Source organism: Rhodococcoides navarretei (assembly GCF_038069675.1).
Lineage (GTDB): Bacteria > Actinomycetota > Actinomycetes > Mycobacteriales > Mycobacteriaceae > Rhodococcoides > Rhodococcoides navarretei.
Map to the genome: position 1 here is coordinate 2,053,596 of NZ_JBBPCN010000001.1, position 23,362 is coordinate 2,076,957.

Annotated in this window: 23 protein-coding genes and 1 tRNA gene; 13 read left to right on the forward strand and 11 right to left on the reverse strand. The window is 64.3% G+C overall.

Features of this window, described 5'->3' with window-relative positions; genetic code table 11:
* The first annotated feature begins 211 nt into the window (after positions 1-211).
* Entirely contained in the window at positions 212-1,126 is a 915-nt protein-coding gene (locus AABD04_RS09880) for an AfsA-related hotdog domain-containing protein (protein ID WP_341441055.1), read from the forward strand.
* Here the strand turns inward: AABD04_RS09880 and AABD04_RS09885 are convergent.
* Entirely contained in the window at positions 1,104-1,745 is a 642-nt protein-coding gene (locus AABD04_RS09885) for a ScbR family autoregulator-binding transcription factor (RefSeq protein ID WP_341441056.1), read from the reverse strand. The two genes, AABD04_RS09880 and AABD04_RS09885, sit on opposite strands and share 23 nt — an antisense overlap.
* Positions 1,746-1,828: 83 nt before the next feature.
* Between AABD04_RS09885 and AABD04_RS09890 the strand changes: the two genes are divergently transcribed.
* The 3 genes from AABD04_RS09890 to AABD04_RS09900 all read left to right on the forward strand — a co-directional run bounded on the left by AABD04_RS09890 (position 1,829) and on the right by AABD04_RS09900 (position 4,045).
* Positions 1,829-2,296: an NUDIX domain-containing protein gene (locus AABD04_RS09890; RefSeq protein ID WP_341441057.1), complete on the forward strand. Its 468-nt coding sequence runs from the start codon at positions 1,829-1,831 to the stop codon at positions 2,294-2,296.
* A gap of 74 nt (positions 2,297-2,370) precedes the next feature.
* Positions 2,371-2,535 (forward strand): hypothetical protein, encoded by a 165-nt coding sequence (locus AABD04_RS09895; RefSeq protein WP_341441058.1) that lies wholly within the window; start codon positions 2,371-2,373, stop codon positions 2,533-2,535.
* A 55-nt stretch (positions 2,536-2,590) separates the two neighbouring features.
* On the forward strand, positions 2,591-4,045 hold the full coding sequence (locus AABD04_RS09900) for a DHA2 family efflux MFS transporter permease subunit (RefSeq protein WP_341441059.1): 1,455 nt from the start codon (positions 2,591-2,593) through the stop codon (positions 4,043-4,045).
* Positions 4,046-4,057: 12 nt separating this feature from the next.
* On the opposite strand, the gene AABD04_RS09905 is transcribed toward AABD04_RS09900, so the two are convergent.
* Positions 4,058-4,780 carry a GAF and ANTAR domain-containing protein gene (locus AABD04_RS09905; protein ID WP_341441060.1) on the reverse strand — a complete coding sequence of 241 codons (723 nt, stop codon included), beginning with the start codon at positions 4,778-4,780 and terminating at the stop codon, positions 4,058-4,060.
* Positions 4,781-4,893: 113 nt separating this feature from the next.
* Between AABD04_RS09905 and AABD04_RS09910 the strand changes: the two genes are divergently transcribed.
* From AABD04_RS09910 to AABD04_RS09925, 4 genes are all read left to right on the forward strand, one after another.
* Positions 4,894-5,361 (forward strand): universal stress protein, encoded by a 468-nt coding sequence (locus AABD04_RS09910; protein ID WP_243593994.1) that lies wholly within the window; start codon positions 4,894-4,896, stop codon positions 5,359-5,361.
* A gap of 61 nt (positions 5,362-5,422) precedes the next feature.
* Positions 5,423-7,258, forward strand: coding sequence for a TIGR03767 family metallophosphoesterase (locus tag AABD04_RS09915; RefSeq protein WP_341441061.1), 1,836 nt, complete (start codon positions 5,423-5,425; stop codon positions 7,256-7,258).
* The gene (locus AABD04_RS09920; protein ID WP_341441062.1) at positions 7,255-7,605 is read left to right on the forward strand and encodes a hypothetical protein; all 351 of its coding nucleotides are present in this window, start codon (positions 7,255-7,257) and stop codon (positions 7,603-7,605) included. The genes AABD04_RS09915 and AABD04_RS09920 overlap by 4 nt, the downstream gene beginning before the upstream one ends.
* Positions 7,602-8,186: an EI24 domain-containing protein gene (locus AABD04_RS09925; protein WP_341441063.1), complete on the forward strand. Its 585-nt coding sequence runs from the start codon at positions 7,602-7,604 to the stop codon at positions 8,184-8,186. The genes AABD04_RS09920 and AABD04_RS09925 overlap by 4 nt, the downstream gene beginning before the upstream one ends.
* Positions 8,187-8,201: 15 nt before the next feature.
* Here the strand turns inward: AABD04_RS09925 and AABD04_RS09930 are convergent, their stop codons facing one another.
* The 3 genes from AABD04_RS09930 to AABD04_RS09940 all read right to left on the reverse strand — a co-directional run bounded on the left by AABD04_RS09930 (position 8,202) and on the right by AABD04_RS09940 (position 11,241).
* Entirely contained in the window at positions 8,202-8,822 is a 621-nt protein-coding gene (locus AABD04_RS09930) for a YdeI/OmpD-associated family protein (RefSeq protein WP_341441064.1), read from the reverse strand.
* Positions 8,823-8,942: 120 nt separating this feature from the next.
* Positions 8,943-9,019 (reverse strand) — tRNA-Ile (locus tag AABD04_RS09935).
* A 68-nt stretch (positions 9,020-9,087) separates the two neighbouring features.
* A complete protein-coding gene (locus tag AABD04_RS09940; protein WP_341441065.1) occupies positions 9,088-11,241 on the reverse strand; it encodes a molybdopterin-dependent oxidoreductase in 2,154 nt (717 codons plus the stop codon).
* Positions 11,242-11,308: 67 nt separating this feature from the next.
* On the opposite strand from AABD04_RS09940, the gene AABD04_RS09945 reads away from it, so the two are divergent.
* The 3 genes from AABD04_RS09945 (at position 11,309) to AABD04_RS09955 (ending at position 13,307) form a co-directional block, all read left to right on the forward strand.
* A complete protein-coding gene (locus AABD04_RS09945; RefSeq protein ID WP_341441066.1) occupies positions 11,309-12,112 on the forward strand; it encodes a serine hydrolase domain-containing protein in 804 nt (267 codons plus the stop codon).
* A 144-nt stretch (positions 12,113-12,256) separates the two neighbouring features.
* Positions 12,257-12,769 carry a DUF3145 domain-containing protein gene (locus AABD04_RS09950; protein ID WP_341441067.1) on the forward strand — a complete coding sequence of 171 codons (513 nt, stop codon included), beginning with the start codon at positions 12,257-12,259 and terminating at the stop codon, positions 12,767-12,769.
* Positions 12,770-12,860: 91 nt separating this feature from the next.
* Positions 12,861-13,307, forward strand: coding sequence for a cold-shock protein (locus AABD04_RS09955; protein ID WP_341442998.1), 447 nt, complete (start codon positions 12,861-12,863; stop codon positions 13,305-13,307).
* 245 nt (positions 13,308-13,552) lie between these two features.
* Here the strand turns inward: AABD04_RS09955 and AABD04_RS09960 are convergent, their stop codons facing one another.
* From AABD04_RS09960 to aceE, 6 genes are all read right to left on the reverse strand, one after another.
* Positions 13,553-14,986 (reverse strand): acyl-CoA carboxylase subunit beta, encoded by a 1,434-nt coding sequence (locus AABD04_RS09960; protein ID WP_341441068.1) that lies wholly within the window; start codon positions 14,984-14,986, stop codon positions 13,553-13,555.
* A gap of 128 nt (positions 14,987-15,114) precedes the next feature.
* The gene (locus tag AABD04_RS09965) at positions 15,115-16,365 is read right to left on the reverse strand and encodes a KasA/KasB family beta-ketoacyl-ACP synthase (protein WP_341441069.1); all 1,251 of its coding nucleotides are present in this window, start codon (positions 16,363-16,365) and stop codon (positions 15,115-15,117) included.
* An 8-nt stretch (positions 16,366-16,373) separates the two neighbouring features.
* Complete coding sequence (gene acpM / locus AABD04_RS09970; protein WP_045199610.1) at positions 16,374-16,718, reverse strand: meromycolate extension acyl carrier protein AcpM; 345 nt, start codon at positions 16,716-16,718, stop codon at positions 16,374-16,376.
* Between the two features lie 88 nt (positions 16,719-16,806).
* Positions 16,807-17,715, reverse strand: a complete 909-nt coding sequence (locus AABD04_RS09975) for an ACP S-malonyltransferase (RefSeq protein WP_341441070.1) — start codon at positions 17,713-17,715, stop codon at positions 16,807-16,809.
* A 128-nt stretch (positions 17,716-17,843) separates the two neighbouring features.
* On the reverse strand, positions 17,844-19,223 hold the full coding sequence (locus AABD04_RS09980; protein WP_243593984.1) for a PucR family transcriptional regulator: 1,380 nt from the start codon (positions 19,221-19,223) through the stop codon (positions 17,844-17,846).
* A gap of 87 nt (positions 19,224-19,310) precedes the next feature.
* Positions 19,311-22,130 carry a pyruvate dehydrogenase (acetyl-transferring), homodimeric type gene (aceE, locus tag AABD04_RS09985; protein ID WP_243593983.1) on the reverse strand — a complete coding sequence of 940 codons (2,820 nt, stop codon included), beginning with the start codon at positions 22,128-22,130 and terminating at the stop codon, positions 19,311-19,313.
* Positions 22,131-22,388: 258 nt separating this feature from the next.
* Here aceE and AABD04_RS09990 point away from each other — a divergent pair, with 258 nt between their 5' ends.
* Positions 22,389-22,811: a DUF3052 domain-containing protein gene (locus tag AABD04_RS09990; protein WP_032379129.1), complete on the forward strand. Its 423-nt coding sequence runs from the start codon at positions 22,389-22,391 to the stop codon at positions 22,809-22,811.
* A 31-nt stretch (positions 22,812-22,842) separates the two neighbouring features.
* On the forward strand, positions 22,843-23,304 hold the full coding sequence (locus tag AABD04_RS09995; RefSeq protein ID WP_243593982.1) for a peroxiredoxin: 462 nt from the start codon (positions 22,843-22,845) through the stop codon (positions 23,302-23,304).
* Positions 23,305-23,362: the final 58 nt, after the last annotated feature.

Consider the following 23,362-nt stretch of genomic DNA (forward strand, 5'->3'; position numbering starts at 1 on the left):
GGAGCCACCCTCCGATCCGACGAAGCACCGAATATGTGGTACTGCGAGTTCGGATCGGTTATCAGATCGTGACGGCTACCGCTGTATACCGAATGAATGAATCCCTGTGACGGATGCGAGGTATGTCGGCGAGCCGCGACATACTGAACAGGCGATCCGGGCGGCTCGAGAGTGCTATAAAAAAACCGGGTCGGTCGGGTTAAGGGGCTTCATGAGTTTGAGTTACGCAGCGACCGTTCCGCGGCACCTCGTGCATCGGCGGTCACCGGGCGACGTTCTGTTGACCGACTACGAGACCGTCGACGGTACCCATCGGGCGGCGGTGCAGTTCCCTACGTCGCACCGCATGTTCGCGCCGGTACGTCGGACCCACGACTCCTTGATGGTGGCGGAGGCGCTACGCCAGGCGATCAGCCTCTTCTGTCACGTCAATCATGGCGTGCCTCTCGATCATGTGGTGTTCATCGAGCACTCCCGCTTCGAGATCCTCGATCCGCTGTCGGTCGACGACATCGACGATTCGCTCGTCGCCGAGTCGATCGCGACCGACGTCAGGTTCGACGACGAGTCGATGGACAGCATGAAGCTGTCGGCGCGGCTCCTGAACGGCACCCACCTCGTGGCCTCGGGGACGGCGTCCGTCCGGACCATCGGGCCTGAGGTGTACTCACAGCATCGCAAGTCGACCATGGCCGACCCACATTTCCGTTACCTGCCGGCCGGAACCGAGGTGGTCTCGCCCTCCGCCGTGGGACGCCTCGACCCGTCCGACGTGGTGCTGGCACGCCACACATCCGACGGCAGCATCGTCGTCGCCCCTGATCCCCGCAACTTGGCCATGTTCGACCATTCGGTCGAGTACCTGCCGGGAGTCACGATGCTCGAAGCGGCCCGGCAGGCTCTGCGTATGGCAACCGGAATCCCGACGCTGGACTTCACCACGTGCGAGGTGAGGTTCATGGGCTTTGCGGAGTGGAGCAATCCGTGTTCGGTGATCGTCGACACCGATCCCACCGACGGCGTCCATCGCATCCAATTCGAGAACGACGGAGAGGTGCTCTCGGCGATGTCCGTCACGGCGACATCCGAACCGTGGTTGGCCGCTATCGATCGCTCCAGTCGATAACGGGAGCCTCGGCCAGCGCAACCAGCCGAGGAAGGCGTCGACGCGGGACCATGCCGGGTAGCAGTATCTGCCACATTTCGGTCATCCGCTGCTGGAGATCGTCCCGTCCGGTGAGCATTTCCGAGACCGTGTGCACGCCGGTGAACAACGAGACGATGTACCGTCCCGCGGCCGTTGCGTCGACGCTGTCGACGACGTCGCCCTCCGTCTGGGCCCGCGCGACCAGACCACCGATCTTGGCAATCCACTCGCCGAACGCCCCCGCGTGGGGACCGTCGGCGATGGCCGACTCCAGCGTCAATCTCATGCCGCCTCGCGATATCGACTCGGTCTGCAGCTGACGGCCCAGCTCTTTTGTCACCAGAATCAACGCATCGAGCGCTTTCGGCGTCCGATCGACGATGACGGCGGTGGCAGTCGCAGCCATCGTGAGCTGCGCGTCGATGACAGCCTGGGCCAGCTCCTCCTTGGAGGAGAAATGAAAGTACATCGCGCCTTTGCTGACCCCGGCATACGCGATGATAGTGCTCAAACTGGCTGTGCCGTAACCGAATTTCTCGAAACTGGTCGCGGCACCTTCGAGTACGGCCTGCCTGGTGGACGCTGCACGCTCTTGCATCGGTCGACAATAACTGCTAGCCGGGTTCGAGGCACGGCGGCGCGGAGGACGTCAGCGCTGCACATTGGTGGCACGCTGAGGCCATGGTCGAAACGAGCGCAGGAATTCTGTTGTATCGCGTCGGTGTCGACGGCCCGGAGGTGTTGATCGCTCACCCGGGCGGACCTTTCTGGGCCCGCAAGGACGACGGAGCCTGGTCGATCGTCAAAGGGCTGATCACCGATGGTGAAGATCCCTGGACGGCAGCCCAGCGGGAATTTCGGGAGGAGGTCGGGGTCGAGGTTCCGGCCGGCGAGCCCGTCGACCTCGGCACCGTCAGACAACGCGGCGGGAAGATCGTCACTGCATTCGGCGTCGAGGCCGATCTCGATGTCTCGAATGCGGTGAGCAACACATTCGAGATCGAATGGCCGCCGAAATCCGGCGTCATGAAGTCGTTTCCCGAGGTCGACCGCGTCGAATGGTTTCCGCTGGCGCAGGCGAGAGCAAAGCTGCTCGCCTCTCAACACCCCTTTCTCGACGCCCTGGAGGTGGTTGTTGCCGCGAACTAGTTTCGGCATGGGTTCCCAGGGTATCCACCGGCCGGAAATGACCAGGGTCGCGGATGCAGGGTGGGAAGTGGATCATGACGCCGACGAATACGGCAGGTGCGAAAGCGCCCTCGGAGACGGCTCTGGCGGAGACTTCTCTCGTGGAGACGCAGTGGGGTGGCCGAATCGTCGCCTCGGCGTTCGTGGTCCTGGCCACAGGACTCTCGTGGGTGTTCGCCGCCACGGCAATGATCGGCTGACAACCCGACAGCGGCTGGTCGGCACTGCTCAGCGACTACGACGAAGGGCAGCACAGTGACCGACGGCATTGCCTCTGCAACTCCACCAGCGACAGAGGTACCCACACGTGCCTGGAAAGCGCTCGTGGTTCTGCTGCTGGGCATGTTCATGGCACTGCTGGACACCACCATCGTCAACGTGGCACTACCGACGATCAGCACCACGTTGGAGGCGTCGGAATCGGTTCTGTCGTGGATCATCTCGGGGTACGCACTCGCCTTCGGATTGGCACTCATACCGGCGGGCAAGGTGGGCGACCGGATCGGCCACAAATGGGTGTTCTTCACCGGCCTCGCTCTCTTCACCGTCGCGAGCTTCGCCTGCGGGCTGGCGCAGGACGATCTGCAACTGGTCGTTGCGCGAGTCGTTCAGGGCCTGGCAGGCGGAATGTTCGTGCCGGCAGTCACCGCCTTCATCCAGCTGTTGTTCCCGGGGCCGGTGCGCGGTAAGGCATTTGCCATCATGGGGGCGGTCATCGGAGTGTCGACCGCACTCGGACCCATCGTCGGCGGCCTGATCATCCAGGCCTTCGGTGAGGAGAACGGCTGGCGGCTCGTCTTCTGGGTCAACCTGCCGATCGGAATCGTCGGTCTCGTTGCGGCTGCAGTGCTGCTCCCGAGCAAGACCGATGCCGAGCCGGCGGCCCGCCCCGGAATCGACTGGCTCGGACTGGTACTCATCTCAGCAGGTCTCATCGCACTTCTCGTTCCGCTGATCGAGGGCCAGGAATTGGGCTGGCCCATGTGGACCTACCTGACGATCGCCGCAGGACTCGGCCTCATCGCGCTGTTCGGCTGGTGGGAAGTGATTCGGACCGGCCGCGGGCAGAATCCGTTGGTGCCACCTCGATTGTTCACCCGTCCGGCGTTCACCGGAGGTGTGATCCTCGCGCTGGTCTATTTCGCCGCCTTCACCAGTATTTTCTTCACCATCTCGCTGCTGTGGCAGACCGGGCTCGGTAACACGGCACTGGCGTCGGGACTGGTGTCGATACCGTTCGCGATCGGCAGCATCATCGCGGCCTCGCAGAGCAACAGGCTGACGATCCGACTCGGTCGCACCGTTCTGATACTCGGCGCGTCTCTCGTCTCGATCGGGCTGATCTGGCTGTGGATCATCCTCGCGACCAGCTCTGCCGACACGATCTCGCACTGGACGCTGTTGGTTCCACTGTTCATCGCAGGTCTCGGCAACGGAGCATTCATCGCACCCAACGCCCAGTTCATCGTCGCGACCGTCGATCGCGACGACGCGGGAGCCGCCAGCGGAGTCATCTCCACCATGCAGCGTGTCGGTTCGGCGATCGGTATCGCCGTCATCGGCAGCGTGCTGTTCGGATCTCTGAACATCACCGGTCCCGACACTGTCGGTTCCGGCTTTCTGCACGGCGCGGCGATGGCCATGGCCGTCAGTGCTGCGTTCAGTGTGGTGGCGCTGGCACTGGTGTTCGCGCTACCGAAGAAGGTGTAGGCAGCGCACCGATCAGGTGTTCAAGCCCTTGCTGTGCCGATCGACGACAGTTGCTGCGAGGTCGGAAATCTTGACGTTCAGGTCCTGAGAGGATTTACGCAGCAGAGCGAACGCCTCGTCGCCGGACACATCGTGCAGAGCCATGATCAGGCCGATCGCCTTGCCGATCTCCCGGTTGCTCTCGAGTCCGTCACGCAGGGTCGACGCTTCCTGCCCGTTCATGACCGCTGCGACAGTCACTGCGGTGAACGCCGTCAGAATGATCGCCTGGCTCGCGCTGTCCGCATCGAACACACCTGGCCTGTCGGTGAACAGGTTGAGCGCGCCCACCTTCTGATCGTCCACCTTGAGTCGAAATCCCATGGCACCGCGCACCGGCGTGCGATTCAACACACCGCGAGCCATGGCGGGCCACTGGGTGGGAGTTCGGAAGTCGGCCTCGAGCTGGGCTGCCTCGCTGGTGATCGCGTCCAGGCACGGGCCTTCGCCGGTGGCGCGCTCGATATCGTCGACGACACGAGCGATGTCGTCCGAGGCCGCGACGGTGACGGGCTTCCCGTGGCGCATCAGCATCAGGCTCGCGTGATCACAGTGCGGAACGATGAGTACGGCGGCATTGCAGATCGCGGTGTAGATCTCTTCGGCACTGCTGCCTCGGTACACGATGTCTGCCAGAGCGGCGAACACTGTAGCCGGATCCGTCGACGGGCCGTCGTGCTGCGAGACGTCGTTCACTTGCTACTCCCGTCCAATAAGTATGTTCGAGCGACCAGCACTCGAAGTGAACCAACCGTACCGCCACGGTATGGGGTGTTCGAATCGGCGGGTACCGGCAGTAGCCTCAGGTCGTGAGCGATGCGCAGGAGTCCACCGGGTTCGAGTACGGCCACGACGGACCGAAATCGATCGTGGTCGGCGTCGACGGGTCCGATTCGTCCTGGCGCGCCGCCGCCTACGCGGCAGGGCTCGCTCGTCGGCAGAGGTCACTGTTGGTGCTGGTGTACGTGCAGCCCATTGCGACCGCTTCCTGGGGCCAGGCCGGCATCTCACTCGTCGAAACCGGTCAGCAGATCGCCGACGAGCTTCTCGACTACGTTCGGACCTCTGCTGCTCGATTCGGGGACCGGGAGCACGTGCGGTGGGAGTTCCGCACCGCGCAGGGTGACCCGTACAACGGGCTGATCGCCGTGGCAGAACAACTGCGCACCGACGCCGTCGTGGTGGGCGCATCCGAGAATGCGGGCCACCGAATTGCCGGTTCGGTGGCGGTGCGGTTGGTCAAAGCCGGCCGCTGGCCGGTCACAGTGGTGCCCTGAACGATCCGAAATCGAGCCTGTCGGCCGTCTGCCCTGTAAAAATAGGCAGTCACCTCGTCGAATGCGAGGCGCACGTGGTGCCGTTCTCGAGGATCCGGGGAGTTCCATGGCTGGGCTGTCGCGTCGACAATTCATCGCTCGAGTAGGGGCCCTCGCCGCGGCGTGGGGAATCGCGCCCCACGTGCTGGGTCAGGCGCTCGTTGCGCACGCCCAGCCTGTGGAAGCGGGCGGGACCGGAACGCTGGCGCAGACGATTCTGCGAACCGCGAACGGGCCGGGGCAGTACCGGGTGCTCGCTGCCGGGCCGGGGGAGCCGTACGTCGCGCGCCTCGACGTTCTCGGACGAGCGCCCGATGCGTCGCGGGTGCAGTCACGGCGCTCGTTGCTCTACCTCGGCCACCTGTCGGACATGCATGTCATCGACGCACAATCGCCCGGCCGGATCGAGCCCATGATCGTCTCCGACCACGCCGCGTGGGGCTCGGCATTCCATCCGCAGGATCCGCTGACCGTGCACGTCACCGCGGCGATGGTGAAGGCATTCGCCGACGCGCGGATCAGCCCGGTCACCGGCGCGCCGATGGGAGCAGCGGTAGTCACCGGAGACAGTGCCGACATGCATTCTCATCTCGAACTGCGCTGGTACATCGATGTTCTCGACGGTGTTCCGGTTCGGCCGACGAGCGGCTCCGCGGACGTCTTCGAGGGTGTTCAGGCCTGGCCGGAGGCGCAGTGGGCCTATCGGCCGGGTGATCCGTCGGGAGGGTCGTTCGGCGACTACGGATTCCCGACGCTTCCCGACCTCCTCGACCAGGCGATGTCGGGCACCGTGGAATCTGTGGGGCTGCCGGTGCCGTGGTACTCGGTCTACGGCAATCACGACACCCTGTTGCTCGGCACGTTCGACCTGTCCTCGCAACTGCATGCGCTGGCCGTCGGGGGTCGCAAGGCGTACACGCTCGAAGCGACAGCCACCTCCGCTCTGGCCGGCTATGCGTCGACTGCCAGTCCGCTACAGCGAATGGCCGACGCGTTGGGCGTAGGAGCCGGTGCGCGACCGGGGTTTCGGGCGGTGTCGGCCGATCCGTCGCGCTACCTGTTCGAACAACGCGAGTTCATGCAGGAGCACTTCGAGACCACTCCGACGCCGGGTCCGATCGGTCACGGCTTCACCCAGCACAATCTCGACTCCGGCGAGACGTGGTGGGTGGCAGACCCCACCCCGAACATCCGCACGTTCGGTCTCGATACCTGCAACGCTGTCGCCGGGCCCGACGGTGCGGTGCCGGAGAATCAATTCGATTGGCTCATTGGGCAATTGGAGCGGGCGCAGGCCGAGAACAAGTTGGTGCTGATCTACACGCACCACAACAGCCTGACGTTGGAGAACCGAGCCCAGCGCCCCGGGCAATCGGTGAAGCTGTACGGCGCGGACGAGTTCATCGATCTGCTGTTGAAGTATCCGGTGGTGATCGGCTGGCTGAACGGCCACACGCATCAGAACCAGATCTTGGCGCACTCGCGAGACGGACGCGGATTCTGGGAGATCACGACTGCGTCGTGCATCGACTTTCCTCAACAGCAGCAGGTGGTCGAGATCGTCGACAACCGGGACGGAACCCTGTCGCTGTTCACCACGGTGCTCGATCATGCATCTCCGGTCACTCCCGGAAACAGCGGAGGGTACCTGGATCTGGCGTCGCGCAGCCGTGAACTGGCGGCCAACGACTGGGCCGAGAATCCACTGATGCGTCGAGGGTCGCGCCTGGACCGCAACACCGAATTGCTCCTTCCGGCACCGTTCGATCTGAGCAGCATCACCGACGCCGCCCTCGAACAACAACACCTGGACGAGCATGCGCGACTGATCGCCTACGAGACGAGGCAGGGCCGATGAACGGATTGCGCAGAAAGATTCTCGCCGTATTCGCGGTGATGGTCTGCGCGGGATGCTCGCAGACTGCAGCGCTCGCCCCGGTCGGCGGTGCCGAGCTCGGAAATCTGCGCTATGCCGTCAACGACGTGCTGTTGGAGAAGGGAATCGAGATACTGGTCGCGCCGGTGTGCTCGGGTACCGGAGCCGACATCGAATGTGCCGGGGAGACAACCGACAACGAGGCGATCACCGGTTCGGCGACGTCGGATGACGCGAGCACCGTCGAGGTGAAGGTCGGCACGGACGTTCTCTATTCGGGATCCGTACAGGACGTGCTCGACCGCAATTCGACGGTCGGTGCGCCGTGAGGGGGAGTGCGGTTCTGGCTCTCGTGGTGGTCGTGTCCGCTCTGATTCAGGCGCTGACTGTGGTGGGGGATCCCGTACCCACGTCCTCCCTGGGATTCGCGGGGTTGGTTGCGGCCTCCGCCGCGGCACTGGTACTCGCCCTGTGGATCACCGCATCGACGGCACTCGACGTGGTGGACGGGAACGCATCCGGCGCGCTGAGCCGGGCACGGCGACGGCCGCGCGTCTTGGTGTGGTGCGTGGTGCTGACCGGGGTGGCCGTTGCGCTGGCAGTAATTTTCCCGCTGCTTCCGGCCATCGTGATTCTGGTTGCGCTGCTGATACTTCCGGCTGCGGCCGACGGGCAACGACATCCGTTCCGCGCAGCGTCGGCTACGGTCCGGCAGTCCCCGGGGCGGTGCGCAGTGGCGGCTGTCGTCACGATTCTGGTCTATGTCCTCGCCTGGGTCGTGGCATTGGTACTGGGTTTCTTCGTCACCGGTGTCCTGGCGGCATTCGTGACGTGGCTGTGGTTCGGGGCGAATGCTGCTGTCCTGCTGGTGTATTGGTCGCGGCTGTACCGAAGGGCAGCGCTGACCTGACCGCTGTAGCCGCCCTCAGCCGCGGGCTCGTCGACCGGCGGCGGCCTCGGCGACGATGTGTGCAATTCGAGCTGCGCGAGTGTCGTCTCGCACGGCGCTGACGACCCACCACAGCATCTGCTTGCGGGCACTGGGCGGAAAGCCGTCCCAGGTGCTCCGAGCGTTCGGATCTCTGTCCAGCGCCGTTGTCAGCTCGAGTGGTTCCTGGAGGTCCTCGACCTGATCGGCAATCGTCCACCAGCCGTTGGATTTCGCGGCAGCGATGGCACTGCGACCTGCGTCGGTCATGAGGCCGCGGTCCTCCATATCGGCGGCGCGTTTCCGGTTCAGACGGGTCCACTGGCTCTTGGGCCTGCGCGGCGTGAAGAGTTGCAGGCTGCGCTCGTCGTCGAAGACGGTGTTCGTGGAGTCGATCCAACCGAAGCAGATGGCTTCCTCGACGGCTTCGGGGTAGGGGCAGCGTGGTCGATCGGTGGTGGTGCGCCACGAACACAGCCACACGCCTCGGGTCGAGGTGTGATTGTCCGCGAGCCAGGTTCGCCACTGTGCCCGAGTTTCGGCGTGCGTGATCGGGTAGTCGAACTTCCAGGTCGCTGGGTGGTCGGATGCCGACGAGGAAGACTTCTCGGCAGTCACTTGTGCGCTCCATCCACTCGTCGTGGTGTCGCACTCGAATATCGCATGCGGTCAGTCTGCCCACAATCGAGGACATCCCATGTCCGCAATGCGTCGTGCAATCTCGTAAGAACTACCGCGTGGTGGGGCGGGCGGGGCTCGAACCCGCGACCAATGGATTATGAGTCCACGGCTCTAACCGACTGAGCTACCGCCCCATGCCCGTACCAGGTACGAGCCTGCAGAATCGTACAGAATCCCGTCGCCTCGACGGTGCATCGGGGCGCTATTTCGCTCGGACCTGGACCGGAACCCCGTTGAGGATCGCATTGGCCGAGACAGCGTCGACGCGGTTGGGGTCGGTGATGTCGTTGACACTGGGACCCGTCACCGTCGTGGCAACCGACAACTCCACGCCGGGGCGCTGATGCCCGAAGCCGTGCGGCATGCTCACCACACCCGGCATCATCTTCTCCGACGCCGCCACCTCGATGTCCACGGTTCCGGCGGCAGAAGTCACCGACACCATCGCCCCGTCCTCGATGCCGCGATGCGCAAGATCGTCCGGGTGGGCCAGAAGGTGGTGTCGCGCTTTGCCTTTGGTGAGCCGGGCGGTGTTGTGCATCCACGAGTTGTTGCTGCGTAGGTGTCGTCGACCGATCATCAACAGTTCGTCGCCGCTCGGTACTGCACTGGAGCGCATCAGATCCACCAGCGCGGGAAGTTCGGTGACAACGATGTCCTGTATCAGCTGCACGCGCTTGTCCCGCGTCTTCAGCTTCTGCGGGAAGCCGGGGCGCAACGGTCCGAGATCGACACCATGTGGGTTGGCTCGAAGCTTTCTGAGCGACAACCCTTTTCGTTGACTGCGGAGCAGGATGTCCAGGGTGCGAGCGGGGGACAGTCGCAGGCGCGCTTCGCTGATCACGCTCTTCGGAGTCAATCGTGACTTCAGTCGACCGACCGTCGAGCCGGCCATCCGGCTCTTGTAGCGGAGCGACAGATCTCGGAAGATCTCCCAATCATGCTTCGCTCCAGCCTGCTTGGGCAGGATCGCCGGCATGTACTTGGCGGTGTTGTGGACCGCGAAGGAGTTGAAGATCAGATCGTAGTGGTCACGTTCGAGAGACATCGTCGGCGGCAGAATCACGTGTGCGTGACGCGAGGTCTCGTTGATGTAGAAGTCGAACGACACCATGAAGTCGAGACCGGCGAACGCGTCGTTCAGGGTGGTGCCGCCGGGCATCGACAACACCGGGTTACCGGACAGAACCGCCATCGCGCGGATCTGGTCCTTGCCCTCGGTGGTGATCTCGTCGACCAGCGTCGAACAGGGGTATTCGCCCGCGAACTCGGGCAGGTCGCGAACGCGACTGCGCCACTTGTCGAAATGGCCGCGGCCGACGATGCCCTGCTTGATCAGATCGATCGCGGGATCGGTCACCATGGCACCGCCGGGGCGGTCGAGATTGCCCGTGATGATGTTCAGTACCTGAATCGCCCACTGGCACACGGTGCCGAACTGCTGAGTCGAGACCCCCATTCGGCCGTATGCCACCGCGGACTTCGCCGAGGCGAAATCACGTGTCAGGGCGTAGATCTCTTCCGCAGCAATCCCGACGACCGGAGCGACGGATTCCGGTGTGAATTCGGCGACGAGATCGGCGAGCCGATCGGCACCGTCGATGTAGTCGGCCACGCGCACGGTGCCGTCGGCGACGATGATGTGGATCATCGCGAGCAGCAGCAGTGCGTCGGTGCCGGGGCGGACGAAGAAGTGTGTGTCCGCGATATCCGCGGTCTCGGTCTTTCGTGGATCGACCACGACCAGCCGTCCGCCCCGTTTGCGCAATGCCCGCGCTCTCTTGGCGAAATCGGGGACGGTCATCATGCTGCCGTTCGACGCCATCGGATTGCCGCCGAGGACCAGGAAGAAGTCGGTTCGGTCGATGTCCGGGATCGGCAGCAGCAATTGATGCCCGTACAGCAGGTGATCGACGAGCTGATGCGGGAGTTGATCCAGCGAGGTGGCGGAGTATCGATTGCGCGTCCGGAGCAGCGAAGTGAAGGGAATGCCGTGGGTCATCGCACCCATCGAATGCACGTTGGGGTTGCCCTGATAGATGCCGACGGCATTGCGGCCGTACTTCTCACGCGTCGAGATCAGACCGTCGATCACGAGGTCGTATGCCTCGTCCCAGCCGATCTTCTCCCACTTCTCACCCACACGTTTGACCGGCATGGTGAGTCGATCGGTATCGGCGTGCAGATCGATCAGCGACAGAGCCTTCGGGCAGATGTGGCCGCGCGAGAGAGGATCCTTCTCGTCACCGCGGATGGACGTCACCGCGTCGTTCTCCACCGTGAACTCGAGACCGCAGATCGCTTCGCACAAATTGCACGATCCATGCACAACCGACATCGCATTCCTCCCACTCATGTGCTGCGAGCGTAGCCCGACGGGGGACCGGGGCACCGTCATCGACCGACAATTAGGCTCGTGAATCGTGACCACCCTCGATCTCACGTCCTCCTGGCCCGTCGACCATGTCAGTGCCGCAGTCGTCACCGACTCCGGGGTTCGTGAGGAGGTCGGCGACACCGATCGCGTCTACGAGCTCGCCTCGGTCACCAAACTGCTCAGTGCATACGCGGTTCTCGTCGCCGTCGAGGAAGGTGCGGTCGAGCTCGATCAACCCGCAGGGCCGGAAGGGTCGACGGTTCGGCATCTGCTGGCGCACGCGTCGGGGTTGGCGTTCGGGGAACGCACAGTTCAGGCACCGGCCGGCACCAAGCGGATCTATTCGAGCGCCGGGTTCGAGGTGCTGGCCGAACTGATCGAAACCGAGGCGGGCATCGCCTTCCCCGACTACCTCGACGAGGCCGTGTGCCGACCATTGCAGATGACGAACACCGCGCTACCGGGATCGGCAGGCCACGGTGCCAGCTCCACCTTGGCGGACCTGAAGACATTTGCGGCGGAGCTGTTGCAGCCCACGCTCCTGGCGTCGCAGACACTGTCGTCCGCGATAGATGTGCAGTTTCCCGGTCTGAACGGGATCGTGCCCGGGTACGGATCGCACAAGCCCTGCGACTGGGGGCTCGGGTTCGAGCTGCGCGGTGAAAAGACCCCGCATTGGACCGGAAGCACCAACTCGTCGGCCACGTTCGGTCACTTCGGTCAGGCCGGAACGTTCCTGTGGGTGGACCCGGCCGTGCGGACCGCGTGCGTGGTGTTGACCGACCGGGCCTTCGGAGACTGGGCGAAACCCCTGTGGCCCGAACTGTCCGACGCCGTCCTGGCAGGCTGAATATCGACCGTTCACAGATTGCACTGGCGCAACAGGGGTAACTCGGGGCACACTAGTACACATACGTGTTGATTCACTGCAGCCAGCCGAAGCATGTCGAGGTCGTTGGGGAAGACGTCCCTCGTCGAAGCTGGAGGTAGTGCAATGCGTGGATCGAATCAATTCGCAGAAGCGACATCGGGTGTCGTGTACATCCACTCGTCGCCCGCTGCGTTGTGCCCGCATGTCGAATGGGCGTTGTCCGACGCCCTCGATTGCCGTGCGAATTTGAAGTGGTCTGCGCAGCCGGCCTCCGACGGGCAGCTGCGCGCTACCACCGATTGGATCGGCCCGGTCGGTACCGGGGCGACCCTCGCCGGCATCCTGCGCTCGTGGCAGATGCTTCGTTTCGAGGTGACCGAGGATCCCAGCGAGGGCGTCGACGGCGAACGGTTCTCGCACGTTCCAGGTCTGGGACTGTGGCGCGGATCGACGAGCGCGAACGGTGATGTGGTCCTCGGCGAAATGCGACTGCGCGCTCTCATGGAGAACAACCAGGGAAACTTCACCGCCGCCGTGGAGCACGCTCTCGGATCGGACTGGGACGCCGCTCTCGAGCCGTTCCGCACCGGTGGTGCCGGAGCCGAAGTGACGTGGTTGAGCCGCAACGTCGGCTAGATACGAGAGTTGCTGGGGATCCGCTGTCGCGGTAGTTTCGCGAACGTGCCTGGGGTAGGCATGTGGGAACGACCGTGGAGTGGTGAGTTCGATGTTGTCGACCGGAAAAGTTATTCGATTCGACGAGTTCAAGGGGTACGGATTCGTAGCGCCGGACGAGGGCGGCGAGGACGTGTTCATCCACGTCAACGATCTGGACTTCGACAAGCGACTGCTGGCACCGGGGGTTCGCGTCGAATACGTTGCCGTCGACGGTGATCGTGGCCTCAAGGCCACTCAGGTGCAGATCATCGACGGTCCGGCATCGACCGCCCTGGTCACCCGACGCAAGCCCGATGTGCCTTTCCACGACGTTCCGGCCAGCGAACACCAGCCACTCGAGGACGTCATCTGCGACGTGCTGTCCGAGGCGGACTTCACTGCCGAAGTGACCGAGGCACTCCTGACGGCCAACGGAACCGTGACGGCAGCGCAGATTCTCGACATCCGATCAGCGATGCTGCGACTGGCTCACGATCACAAGTGGATCGAGAACTGACCGACGCGTAGCCGCTTCATCCCGCCTTGGAGCCCGCTCGGCTCCGGATGAATGTGGCTTGTTGTCCACTCAGAGCGCCTGAAGGCCGCATTGAGCCACCGTGAATGGACCACTACATGCGTCTGGGCGCTGCAAGGGTCCATTCACGCGGCCGGGGGAGGACGGGGGAGGCCGGGGGAGGACGGGGGAGGCCGGGGGAGGACGGGGCTGGGTGCTGAGTCAGGGCCGCAAGCGAAGCCGGTTGATCAGAGCGGAATGTTCTTGTGGTTGCCGCGCGCAGCGGGGGCAGCGGCGAGTGCCTTGGCGACCGTGCTGCGAGTCTTGCTCGGCTCGATGACCTCGTCGACGACGCCGATGGCCACGGCACGCTCGACGCCACCGGCGATGCTCTCGTGCTCGACGGTGAGGCGATCGTGCAGTGCCTCACGCTCCTCCTCGGGAGCGGCGGCGAGTGCCTTCTTGTGCAGGATGCCCACGGCGGCTTTGGCACCCATCACGGCGACCTCGGAGCCGGGCCAGGCGTAGACCGCGGTGGCACCGAGTGCGCGTGCGTTCATCGCGATGTATGCGCCGCCGTAGATCTTGCGCGTCACCAGCGTGACGCGGGGGACCGTGGCTTCGGCGAAGGCGTGCAACAGCTTTGCTCCGCGGCGGACGACGCCTTCCCATTCCATGCTGACGCCGGGCAGGTATCCGGGAACGTCGACGACCACGATGAGCGGGATGCCGAAGGCGTCGCACAGGCGCACGAAACGGGCTGCCTTCTCGGCACTTTCGGAGTTGAGGCAACCGCCGAGGCGAATGGGGTTGTTGGCGATGACGCCGACGGTACGGCCGCTGACGCGTCCGAGGCCAATGACGATGCTGCGGGCCCAGCCGCCCTGGAACTCCTCGAAGGTCGATTCGCCTTCGACGTTGTCCAGCAGTTCGTGAATGATCGGGTGGACGTCGTATGCGCGACGGTTGGATTCGGGCATCAGCGCCCGAAGGTCGGTGTCGCCGTGCTCGGCGGCGGCGATGTCGAATTCGCCCTGCTCGCAGAACATGGACACCAGACGGCGGGCGCGGGTGAAGGCGTCCATCTCGCTGTCGGCGACGATGTGGCATACGCCGGACTTCTTGTGGTGTGTGTCGGGGCCGCCGAGCGAGGCCATGTCGACCTGCTCACCGGTGACGCTGCGGACGACGTCGGGTCCGGTGACGAACACGCGTCCCTCGGGAGCCATGATGACGACGTCGGTCAACGCAGGACCGTAGGCGGCGCCGCCGGCTGCGAAGCCGAGGACGACGGAAACTTGGGGGACGAGGCCGGACGCTCGGACCATGGCCTCGAAGACGAGACCGACGGCGTGGAGAGCTTCGACGCCCTCGGCGAGGCGAGCGCCTCCGGAGTGCCAGACGCCGACGATCGGAGCGCGCTGCTCGATGGCCGTGTCGATGGCGGCGACGATGTGCTTGCACCCGTCGACTCCCATGGCACCGCCCATGACGGTGGCGTCGGAGCAATAAGCGATGGTGTGGACGCCGTCGATCTCGCCGGACGCTGCGAGGATGCCGGATTTGTCTCGATTATGCAGCGGCACAGTGGTTCCGGCGTCGAACAGATTCTCGAGGCGGGCGAGTGGATCGCGGGGATCGGTGGAGGTACCGGATCGTGTGACAGGGGCCAGAATAGTCATCGCTTGTCCTTCTTCAGGGCCCCTGAGGGGGCGAGGCCCGAACCGGAACCGTTCCCTGGGAACGGCCCCGGTCCGGATCATGCACTGCGAGAGCGAGATTCGCTGAGTCGAGGAGACGACTCAGTGCATCACGCCTTTCCGAAGGCGAGCGCTACGTTGTGCCCACCGAATCCGAACGAGTTGTTGATCGCGTAGTCGATCTGTCCGACGCGGGGCTCGCCCTTGACGACGTCGAGATCGATTTCGGGATCCTGATTCTCCAAATTCAGTGTGGGAGGGATGATTCCCTCACGCACTGCCAGCACCGTCAGAACCGACTCGAGGGCGCCGACGGCACCGATCGAGTGGCCGAGAGCGGATTTCGGTGCGTACACCGCTGCGTGATTTCCGACGGCCTTGTTGATCGCCAGCGCTTCGGCGGTGTCTCCGATGGGAGTTGCCGTTGCGTGTGCGTTCACGTGGGTGATGTCGGACTTCTGCAGGCCTGCGGTCTCGATTGCGCGCTGCATCGCACGCGCGGCACCCGTGCCCTCCGGGTCGGGGGCCACGAGGTGGAACCCGTCGGAGGTGATTCCGGCACCGAGCAGGCGGGCGTGGATCGTTGCACCGCGTGCCTTGGCGTGCTCCTCGGTCTCGATGACCATGAGCGCACCCGCTTCACCGAAGACGAAGCCGTCACGATCCTTGTCGAACGGCCGTGACGCACCCTTCGGATTGTCGTTGTTGGTGCTCATCGCCCGCATCATGGAGAAGCTGGCGATCGGAACCGCATCGATGTATCCCTCGACGCCGCCGGTGACGACCATGTCCGCGTCACCCATCACGATCATCCGCCACGCGTGAGCGATGGCTTCCGATCCCGAGGAGCAGGCGGAGACGGGTGTGATGACACCGGCCTGTGCTTTGAGCTCGAGGCCGACGACCGCTGCGGGGCCGTTGGGCATGACCATCTGAACTGCGAGCGGAGACACCTTGCGGTAGCCGCCGGCCTTCATCTTGTCGTTGGCGTCGATCAGAGAATCGCCGCCACCGAGGCCGGTGCCGATCGACACGCCGAGGCGAAGGGGATCGACGTCGGGGGAGCCGGCGTTCTTCCAGACCTCACGACCGAGCACCGTGGACAACTGCTCCACGTAGCTCAGGCGACGGATCTCGACCCGCGAGAGCAGACTCTGCGGGTTCACCGCGAGGTGTCCGCCGATCCGCACGGGCAGGTCGTACTCGGCGACGAAATCGTCTTCCAGAATGCCGATTCCGCTGTCGCCGTTCAGCAGACCCTTCCACGTGGCATCGACGTCACCCGCGAGTGACGTGGTCGCAGCGAGGCTGGTGACGACGACACTGGGGAAGCGTCCGTTGGCGGTGGATGGGTTGGTCATGGGCCGTGTCACTCGCTCGCGGAGTCGTCGAGCTTGGCCTTGATAGCTTCTGCGGCTTCGGGGTTCTCCGCTTCGAGCTTCTGGATGTAGTTGACGGCGTCGCCGACGGTACGCAGACCTGCGAGGTCCTCGTCGGGGATCTTCACGCCGTACTTGTCCTCGGTCTGCACTGCGATCTCGACCATGGAGAGCGAGTCGATGTCGAGGTCGTCCACGAAGGACTTCTCGATGGTCACCTCGGACGGTTCGATGCCCGTGACCTCCTCGATGATCTCTGCAAGTCCGGCGATGAGGTCTTCCTGGCTGGCCACTGTTGTGGCTCCCTTCTCTTCTGTGTAGAACGCCGAAGTCATGTGCTTCGAGACGCGATTGTGCATTTCTGCCACTCGGGGAGTGGAAGTGCGATCCGCAGTGTCGTGACTGCGGAGTGTGTGGGCCGAGCTAACCGAGCTCGGCCATTGCGGAAATGTCCGCCGGTGTCTTCAGGCCGAGATTGGCAACGCCGCGCAGTTCGCGTTTGGCGATGCCGACCAGTGCGCCTGCCGGGGGCAGTTCCACAAGTCCGGTGACCTGCGCGGTACGCAGGTAGGCATTGCAGAGATCCCATCGCACGGGGCGAGTGACCTGAGCAGCAAGCTTGTTCAGTGCGTCGGCACCCGAGGCGACCGGCTGACCGTCCGAATTGGACAGCAGGGTCCGCGTCGGCTCCGACGGGGTGATGGCGGCAGCAGCAGCGGCAACGGTGTCGCCCGCCGACGCCATGTACTTGGTGTGAAATGCGCCCGCGACCGGCAGTGCACGAACCCTAGCCTTCTCGGGCGCGCTCTCCGCCAACTCGGCCAGCTTGGTGAGCAGTCCGGCTGCGACGATCTGACCTGCAGCATTGACGTTGGCCGGAGCGAGGTCCAGCTCGTCCAGGCGAGCCAGTACGGCAGCTTCGTCGCCGCCGAGCACGGCGGACATGCCGGTCGGTTCGAGTGCGCATGCCTTGGCCATTGCTGCGCCGCGGACCGCTGCGAGCGAGACTGCGTCGTCGGAGGAGATGACGCCTGCGATGGCGGCCGCAGCGAGTTCGCCCACCGAGTGTCCGGCGATGATGGTGTCTTCGGGGAACAGGCCGCGCGATGCGATCTCTTCGAATGCGAGCAAGGCGGACGCCACGACCAGGGGCTGGGTCACCGCGGTATCGGTGATCTCCTCGGCGGTGGCAGTGGTACCGAGACGGACGAGATCGAGACCGGAGGCCTTCGACCACAACGCGAGTCGGTCTGCTGCACCCGGCAATTCGAGCCAAGGCAACAGCATGCCGGGAGTCTGGGAGCCCTGACCGGGCGCAAGCAACGCAATCACAGGGTTAAGAGAACACCGTCTGGTGCCGAATGGGTGATGTCGCGCTCGATGAACTCTCGACAAGCAATTTGTGGGAACCCTACAAATTGCCTCGTGGGGAACCGCTATCGCCGGAGGGTGGTTCGGCGTTACGTGACTACTTCACCGAATGTGACCTGTGTGACATATGGGGCAGGATGTGCCGGTTCGTGATGCGTTCGAGCCAACCTACCTACCGTTGCCGCAACCCTGAGGACGTACGCATCCCGCGGGTGGGTGGGGTCGCGACCGGTGACCTCGGCGATGCGCTTGAGCCGATACCGGACGGTATTTGGATGAACAAACAGCTGCCGTGCGCAGGTTTCGACGGCTCCGCCACAGTCGAGATACGCATCGAGGGTGTCGGCCAATCCCGAACCTGCCGCCGCCAACGGGACGACCACGTGATCGTTCAGCGCCGATATCGCCGCGCCGTCGTTGAGCAGTGCGCGTTCGGGCAACAGCTCGCCGGCGTGCACCGGACGCGGCGCGCCCCGCCAGCCCGCCACGGCCTGCATCCCGGCGAATGCTTCCACCGCGCTCGAGTGCGCCGCGCCGAGGGTGCGGGTGGTCGGGCCGATGACGACCGGTCCGTCCGAGAAGTTCTGCAGCATGTCGTCGATGAACGTGCGGTGCGTGGCAGTGTCGTCGAGTTGACCGCTGACCACCATCACCAGCCGGGTCCCCTGCACGACGGCCAGTGCGGCGCGGCCGTGTTTCTGCGCCACGGCATGCACGGTTCCGACCACCGAGACGCCCCGATCGTCCGGGGGAGTGCCGACCAACACCGTCGCGGGCGCGGTGGCGTCCCAGTTCAACGTGGCGGCACGCGAGAGCATGTCCGAGCCGGTGTCTCCGCGAACCACGGCGTCGACCACGAGGGCTTCGAGGCGGGTGTCCCACGCTCCGCGTGATTCGGCGGCGCTGGCGTAGACCGACGCCGCAGCGAAACCGAGCTCGCGCCCGTATCGCAGCACGGCCTCGGTCAGGGCCACCAACTGCTGATCGTTGCGGGCCAGCGCCGGGAGCCACTGCTCGAAGAACTCCATCGCGACCCGCACCATGTCGACGGTCTGGCGCAGCGTGAGGCGTCGGGCAAGGTCCTGCGGAATGACCTGGAAGGCATCGAGCGAGAAGCGAATATCGCTGTTGGGGTTCTTCAGCCACTCGAGGAAGTTGTCGACGGCTGTCTGAATCAACAACTGCACGCTCGCGCGTTGGGCTGCGTCGAGATCACCGAAGAACGGCAGTTGGCCCTGCATCGTCGTCACGGCCTCGGTCGAGAGTCGGCCGGAGAACTGCTTGACGCGACGCAACAGGGCATCGGGCAGGGGATCGCGCTTCTGGCGCGAGGGTGCCAATGAGGCGACCGGAAGGTGCACTTCGTTGTCCGAGGTCAACGATTCACGCAACGCCTCACGGTAGGCGTCGCGTCGGGACACATCGCGTGCGGACGCACCGTCCGGTGAACCGGGCTTCGCATCGGACATAAGGAGAACCTACGCCCGACCCCCGCCCCTATCGCGATGGACGTACTTCGCGACTTGGGACGGGGGTCGGGCGATCAAGGCTGGAACCTACGCGGAACCGGTATCGGCGAACGATGTCGGAGCCGCGGTGACGTCGTCGATCTTGTACTTCTCCGCGGCCTCGACGGCCTTGGACTTGTCGATCTCACCGGATGCCGCAAGCGCGGACAACGTGGCGACGACGATCGACTCGGCGTCGACGTTGAACACCCGACGCGCGGCCGGACGGGTATCGGAGAACCCGAAGCCGTCGGTGCCGAGGGTGACGTAATCACCCGGAACCCACTGACGGATCTGGTCCGGAACCGCACGCATCCAATCCGAGGATGCGATGACGGGACCGTTGGCGTCGGCCAGGGCCGAGGTGACGAACGGAACGCGCTTGTCCGCACCGGGATTGCGCAGCGACTCCTTCTCGGCGTCGACGCCGTCACGGCGCAGTTCGCCCCACGAGGTGACGGACCAGACGGCCGAACGCACGCCCCACTCCTCGAACAGCAGCTCACGAGCCTTGCGGGCCGAGACCATGCCGACGCCCGACGCCAACAGCTGCGCCTCGGGTCCGTCGCCCTCCTGCGGCTCTGCGAACCGGTAGATGCCCTTGAGCAGACCCTCGACGTCGAGGTTCTCCGGCTCGGCCGGCTGCACGTACGGCTCGTTGTAGAGGGTGATGTAGTAGAAGATGTTCTCGCCGCCGAAGCCCTCGACACCTTCGGTGCCGCCGTACATCCGTCGCAGACCGTCCTTGACGATGTGCGCGATCTCGTACGAGAACGCCGGGTCGTAGGCCACAGCCGCCGGGTTGGTCGACGCCAAGAGCAGCGAATGACCGTCTGCGTGCTGCAGACCCTCACCGGTGAGGGTGGTACGACCCGCGGTCGCTCCGAGCACGAAGCCGCGAGCCATCTGGTCGGCCGCTGCCCAGAGACCGTCGCCGGTGCGCTGGAATCCGAACATCGAGTAGAAGATGTACAGCGGGATCATGACCTCGCCGTGCGTGGCGTACGAGGTGCCGACCGCGGTGAACGACGACGTCGAACCGGCCTCGTTGATGCCCTCGTGCAGGATCTGGCCGACCGAGCTCTCCTTGTAGGCGAGCATCAGCTCCGAGTCCACCGAGGTGTACAGCTGGCCGTTGCGGTTGTAGATCTTCAGCGACGGGAACCACGAGTCCATGCCGAACGTACGGGCCTCGTCGGGAATGATCGGCACGATTCGGTGGCCGATCTCCTTGTCTCGCAACAGCTCTTTCATGACGCGCACGAGCGCCATCGTGGTGGCGACTTCCTGCTTGCCGGAGCCCTTGCGCAGCGTCTTGTACGTGTCGTCGCCGGGCTGCGGCAGAGGCTTGACGTCGACGCGGCGCTCGGGAACGAATCCGCCGAGCTTGCTGCGACGATCGAGCATGTACTGGATCTCGGGAGCATCCGGGCCGGGGTGGTAGTACGGCGGCATGTACGGATCCTTCTCGAGCTCTTCGTCCGAGATCGGGATGTGCTGGAGATCGCGGAACGTCTTGAGATCGTCGAGCGTCAGCTTCTTCATCTGGTGCGTGGCGTTACGGCCCTCGAAGTGCTTGCCGAGGGTGTAGCCCTTGATGGTGTGCGCCAGGATGACCGTCGGCTGGCCCTTGTGCGACATCGCGGCGGCGTAGGCAGCGTGCACCTTGCGGTAGTCGTGGCCACCGCGCTTGAGGTTCCAGATCTCGTCGTCGGACAGATCCTTCACGAGCTCCTTGGTGCGCGGATCGCGGCCGAAGAAGTGATCGCGGACGTAGCTGCCGTCGTTGGCCTTGTAGGTCTGGAAGTCGCCGTCGGGCGTGGTGTTCATGAGGTTCACCAATGCGCCGTCGCGGTCCTTGTGCAGCAGCGAGTCCCACTCGCGGCCCCAGACGACCTTGATGACGTTCCAGCCGGCACCGCGGAAGAACGACTCCAGTTCCTGGATGATCTTGCCGTTGCCGCGGACCGGGCCGTCGAGGCGCTGCAGGTTGCAGTTCACGACGAACGTGAGGTTGTCGAGGCCCTCGGTGGCGGCCACGTGCGCGAGTCCACGCGATTCCGGCTCGTCCATCTCGCCGTCGCCGAGGTAGGCCCACACGTGCTGATCGGTGGTGTCCTTGATGCCGCGGTCGTTGAGGTAGTGATTGAAGCGGGCCTGGTAGATGGCGTTCATTGGGCCGAGACCCATCGACACCGTCGGGAACTCCCAGAAATCCTGCATGAGGCGTGGGTGCGGGTACGACGGCAGTCCGCCGCCCTCGTTCACGTGGCTGGCCTCCTGACGGAAGCCGTCCATGCGCTCGGCCGGAATGCGGCCTTCGAGGAATGCGCGGGCGTAGATGCCGGGGGAGGCGTGACCCTGGATGAAGATGTGGTCGCCGCCGCCCGGATGGTCCTTGCCGCGGAAGAAGTGGTTGAAGCCCACCTCGTAGAGCGCTGCGGAGGACGCGTAGGTCGAGATGTGTCCACCGACTCCGACGCCCGGACGCTGTGCGCGGTGCACCATGATCGCGGCGTTCCAGCGGATCCAGGCGCGGTAGCGGCGTTCCATCGACTCGTCGCCGGGGAACCACGGCTCGTTCTCGGTGGGAATGGTGTTGACGTAATCCGTCGACGTCAGCGACGGCAGCGCTACGCGGCGCTCACCGGCGCGCTCGAGCAACCTGAGCATCAGGTAGCGAGCGCGGTTGGGGCCGGACCTCTCCAACAAGCCGTCGAACGATTCGATCCATTCGTTCGTCTCGTCGTTGTCGATATCGGGCAGGTACGACGCGACACCCTCGCGGATGACGCGGACCCGGCCGTCCGAGCCCTTTTTTCCTGCAGACGATGTGTTCTGCCGTTCGCCGCTGTTCACTTCGGACAACGTGTGCACTCCTCAATGTGGCGGACGCTCGGTGTGGCGCCCGGTCCCGGTAGTCCCGCCCCTGTGACGGCGGTCTACTTTCCTCGTTCTCGTGATTCCTCCCCAATCCTGCCGCATCTTGCCGGTTCTGGTAGTACAGAGGTCCGATACCCACCAGTAGAAATTTATGTACGCAATTTCGGCGCGGTCAGCTTGCGCGAACGGCTTCAACACTGTTCGCTTTGACTACTGCACCCACAATTCAAGGAGGTCACCACCGTGGTCGCCGCGGCGGACGCTCAGAACTACGCTCAGAAACTTGGCATCACTCGCGACATGGTCGTACAGGAGCTGGGCTGGGACGAGGACACCGACGATGATCTACGCGCCGACGTAGAAGATGCGATCGGTGGCGAGACCCTCGACGAGGATTCCGACGAGGTGATCGACGTTGTACTGCTGTGGTGGCGCGACGGAGACGGTGACCTGGTCGACGCACTCATGGATGCGATCGGTCCGCTCTCGGACGATGGCATCGTGTGGGTCCTCAGCCCCAAGACCGGCATGTCCGGTCATGTCGAACCCAGTGAGATTGCCGAGTCCGCCCCGACCGCAGGATTGACGCAGACCTCTGCGGCAAACCTCGGTGACTGGATCGGAAGTCGATTGGTTCAGCCCAAGACCCCTGCCACCAAGCGGTAGGCCGATGCTCGACACAGGAAGACGGTTCTAGATGCCGATCGAGGTTGGCGCGGTTGCGCCCGACTTCACCCTCAAAGACCAGAACAACCAACTGGTCACGTTGTCGTCGTACAGGGACGTGAAAAACGTTCTGCTCGTGTTCTATCCACTGGCCTTCACCGGCACGTGCCAGGGCGAGCTGTGCAAAGTACGCGACGAGCTACCGACCTTCGAGAACGACGACACCGCGGTGTTGGCGATCTCGGTGGGTCCACCTCCGACCCATAAGATCTGGGCTGCAGAACAGGGTTACACCTTTCCGCTGCTGTCGGACTTCTGGCCGCACGGTGAGGTTGCTCAGGCCTACGGAGTCTTCAACGACGCAGCAGGATTCGCCAATCGTGGAACCTTCGTGGTCGACAAATCCGGAATCATCAGGTTCGCCGAAATGAACGGACCCGGCGAGGCTCGCGACAGTTCTTCGTGGGCCGAGGCACTCGCTCAGGTGAGCTGACCTGCGGAATTGTAGTTAGACAGCAGACACGATAAATTTCTCCAAGCGTTCCGGTGGC